Here is a 3,482-nt window from a genome sequence, read left to right as displayed (position 1 = left end):
GGTGCGGAGGTCTTCGCGCGGCAGCGCCACCTTGATCAGCCGTTCGATGTCGCGGAGGTAGCTGAGTTCCTCGCCGCCTGCGACCAGCGAGATCGCCGTGCCTTCGGCGCCGGCGCGCGCGGTGCGGCCGATGCGATGGACGTAGGTTTCCGGCACGTTGGGCAGGTCGAAATTGATGACGTGGCTGATGCCGTCGACGTCGATGCCGCGGGCGGCGATGTCGGTGGCGACCAGGGTGCGGATCTCGCCCGAGCGGAACTGGGCGAGCGTGCGCTCGCGATGGTTCTGCGACTTGTTGCCGTGGATGGCGCTGGCGGGGATGCCGGCCTTCTCGAGCGACTTCACGACCTTGTCGGCGCCGTGCTTGGTGCGGGTGAAGACCAGTGCACGGTTGACCGGCTCGTCCTTCAGAAGCTTGGTCAGGAAGGCGGGCTTGGCCGAGAAATCGACCTGGACGATGCGCTGGTTGATCCGCTCGGCGGTCGAGGAGACCGGGGTCACCGCGACGCGGGCGGGGTCACGCAGCATGGCGTCGGCGAGCTCGGCGATGTCCTTCGGCATGGTGGCCGAGAAGAACAGCGTCTGCCGCTTGATCGGGAGTTTCGCGACGATTTTGCGGATGTCGTTGATGAAGCCCATGTCGAGCATGCGGTCGGCTTCGTCGAGCACGAGGAACTCGACGCTGCCAAGCTTCAGGCCATTGCTCTGCACGAGATCGAGCAGGCGGCCCGGGGTGGCGACCAGCACGTCGACGCCCTGCATCAGTGCACGGACCTGGCGGCCCATCGGCACGCCGCCGATGGCGAGCGTCGAGGACAGGCGGATATGGCGGCCATAGGCGTTGAAGCTATCAAGGATCTGGCCTGACAGCTCGCGGGTGGGCGACAGCACCAACACCCGGCAGGTCTTGGGCTGCGGTTTGATGCGGTTCTCGAGCAGGCGGTGGAGGATCGGCAGCGCGAAGGACGCGGTCTTGCCGGTTCCGGTCTGGGCGATGCCGACGACGTCGCGCCCGGTCAGCGCGATCGGAACAGTCTGGGCCTGGATGGGGGTGGGAGTGACGTAGTTCTCTTCGGCGAGAGCACGCGCGATCGGTTCGGCGAGGCCGAAATCCTGAAACGAAGTCAAAAGATGGGTTCTTTCCATGTCAAAAGCGGGCGCCCGGCGCATTCAGCGCGGCGCGCGCAAAAGGGTGTCGAGAAGACACCTGCGTGTTTAGGGTGTCGGATGGCTTGTGAGATATGGGGCAAGCCAGAGGCCCGTAGGGGCTTAAGAACACGCGGCTCGCAACGACCCCTTGATTCGCAAGAGGTCTCGGCCGTTCATATGGAACATTTAGGGGACCCTTTCAAGGCTGGCTCGGCTGAAATGGCGATTGCGGTGCAGAAATAGTTATGCCGGAAATTTAGCCAGAGTGACCAATTTGCCTAAAAAATAACCCGCCTGCCGCTTTGGCATACATTTGAATTGCTCAAGTTTTGAGCTGTTTCTTGGTGGCGAAACTTTGATTTCTGGCAATTACTCCAGCGAAACCAAGTGGTTGGTGGGTGCTCAGTCCATGGCACGGTTCTTGCGAATCCGTTAATCGCAGGCGGCCGTAGGGGCCGTTTCGCAGCGTTTTTCACGTCTGCGTCAGGGAGATGAGACACTCATGCTTAGCAAATCCATTCACGATATAGCGGCGTCATTTAGCCGCCGTGGCGTTCTCGCTGCGACCGCCGGCCTGATGCTCGGTCTGGCGCCATTGACCGGCGCGAAAGCCGCCGACGACACCATCAAGGTCGGCGTGCTGCACTCCCTTTCCGGCACCATGGCCATCAGCGAAACCACGCTGAAGGATACCATCCTCTTCCTGATCGACCAGCAGAACAAGAAGGGCGGCGTGAACGGCAAGAAGCTCGAGGCCGTCGTGGTCGATCCCGCCTCGAACTGGCCGCTGTTCGCCGAGAAGGCGCGCGAGCTGATCACCAAGGACAAGGTCTCGGTCGTATTCGGCTGCTGGACCTCGGTGTCGCGCAAGTCGGTGCTCCCGGTGTTCAAGGAGCTGAACAGCATCCTGTTCTACCCCGTGCAGTACGAGGGAGAGGAAAGCGAGCGCAACGTGTTCTACACGGGTGCGGCGCCGAACCAGCAGGCGATCCCCGCCGTCGACTACCTGATGAAGGAAGAGAAGGTGAAGCGCTGGGTGCTCGCAGGCACCGACTACGTCTATCCGCGCACCACCAACAAGATCCTGGAAGCCTACCTGAAGTCCAAGGGTGTCGCCCAGGAAGACATCATGATCAACTACACGCCGTTCGGTCACTCCGACTGGCAGACGATCGTGGCCGACATCAAGAAGTTCGGCTCGGCCGGCAAGAAGACCGCGGTGGTCTCGACCATCAATGGCGACGCCAACGTTCCCTTCTACAAGGAACTCGGCAACCAGGGCATCAAGGCGAAGGACATCCCGGTCGTCGCGTTCTCGGTGGGTGAGGAAGAGCTCGCCGGCATCGACACCAAGCCGCTGGTCGGCCATCTCGCCGCCTGGAACTACTTCGAGTCGATCAAGACCAAGGACGGCTCGAACGAGAAGTTCATCAAGGACTGGCAGGCCTACACCAAGAATCCGAAGCGCGTGACCAACGATCCGATGGAAGCGCATGTGATCGGCTTCAACATGTGGGTGAAGGCCGTCGAGAAGGTGAAGTCGACCGATCCGGACAAGGTGATCGACGCGCTTCCCGGCATCGAAGCGCCGAACCTGACCGGCGGCGTGTCGAAGATGCTGCCGAACCACCACATCACCAAGCCGGTGTTCATCGGCGAGATCAAGGGCAACGGCCAATTCGACGTAGTCTGGAAGACCCCGGGCCTCGTCGCGGGCGACGCCTGGTCGAAGGAGCTCGACGGCTCCAAGGACCTGATCGGCGACTGGGTCGGCAAGAAGTGCGGCAACTTCAACACCAAGACCAACAAGTGCCTCGGTTCGGGCTCCTGATCCGGATCTGACACTCCATTGCACGAACGGAGAAGGCGGCGATCCCGCCGCCTTCTCCACTCATTTCCGCCGGGGTCATTCACAGTGCCAGCCTATTTGTCCGCGCGCCTCTGCTCGCTTGCGCTCACGTTGTTGCTGATTGCGTTCGCGCTGCCGGCCTTCGCCGGTCCGTTCGAGGATGGGGTCGCCAAATTCGCCAATGACGATTTCTCCGACACGGAAGAGGCGATCGGCGTGGTCGCGGGCAGCGGCAATCCGCTGGCTTTTCCCATCATCAGTGCGCTCCAGGACGGCCGCCTCATGGCCGACCCCGACAGCAAGAAGGTTTACGTCACCGGCACCGACGGCAAGTCGATCGATGCCGCGACCGGTCAGGCGGTGGCCAGCGTTCCCGTCATCGCGAGCGTAGCGATCCAGAATCTTTCCGCGGAGGCAGTCTGGATTGCTTCGTTGCGCTCGCAATGACGGAGTTCGTGGGTTCGTGCGACACAACAGCTTCGTA

2 protein-coding genes and 1 pseudogene are annotated in these 3,482 nt (G+C 61.9%); 2 read left to right on the top strand and 1 reads right to left on the bottom strand.

Going from position 1 to position 3,482, the window contains the following annotated elements:
- On the bottom strand, positions 1-1,170 hold a 1,170-nt coding region (locus MOV75_RS31360; RefSeq protein ID WP_247007256.1), incomplete at its 3' end, for a DEAD/DEAH box helicase.
- 481 nt (positions 1,171-1,651) lie between these two features.
- On the opposite strand from MOV75_RS31360, the gene urtA reads away from it, so the two are divergent.
- Positions 1,652-2,980 (top strand): urea ABC transporter substrate-binding protein, encoded by a 1,329-nt coding sequence (urtA, locus tag MOV75_RS31355; protein WP_246931634.1) that lies wholly within the window; start codon positions 1,652-1,654, stop codon positions 2,978-2,980.
- Positions 2,981-3,064: 84 nt separating this feature from the next.
- Positions 3,065-3,373, top strand: a pseudogene (locus MOV75_RS31350) (urea ABC transporter permease subunit UrtB); the annotation flags it as partial.
- Positions 3,374-3,482 lie beyond the last annotated feature (109 nt).

The sequence above is a fragment of the Bradyrhizobium sp. PRIMUS42 genome, from assembly GCF_023006515.1.
Taxonomy (GTDB): Bacteria; Pseudomonadota; Alphaproteobacteria; order Rhizobiales; family Xanthobacteraceae; genus Bradyrhizobium.
The sequence above is the reverse complement of the archived record's forward strand: the minus strand, read 5'-3'. Positions and strand labels throughout refer to the sequence as shown.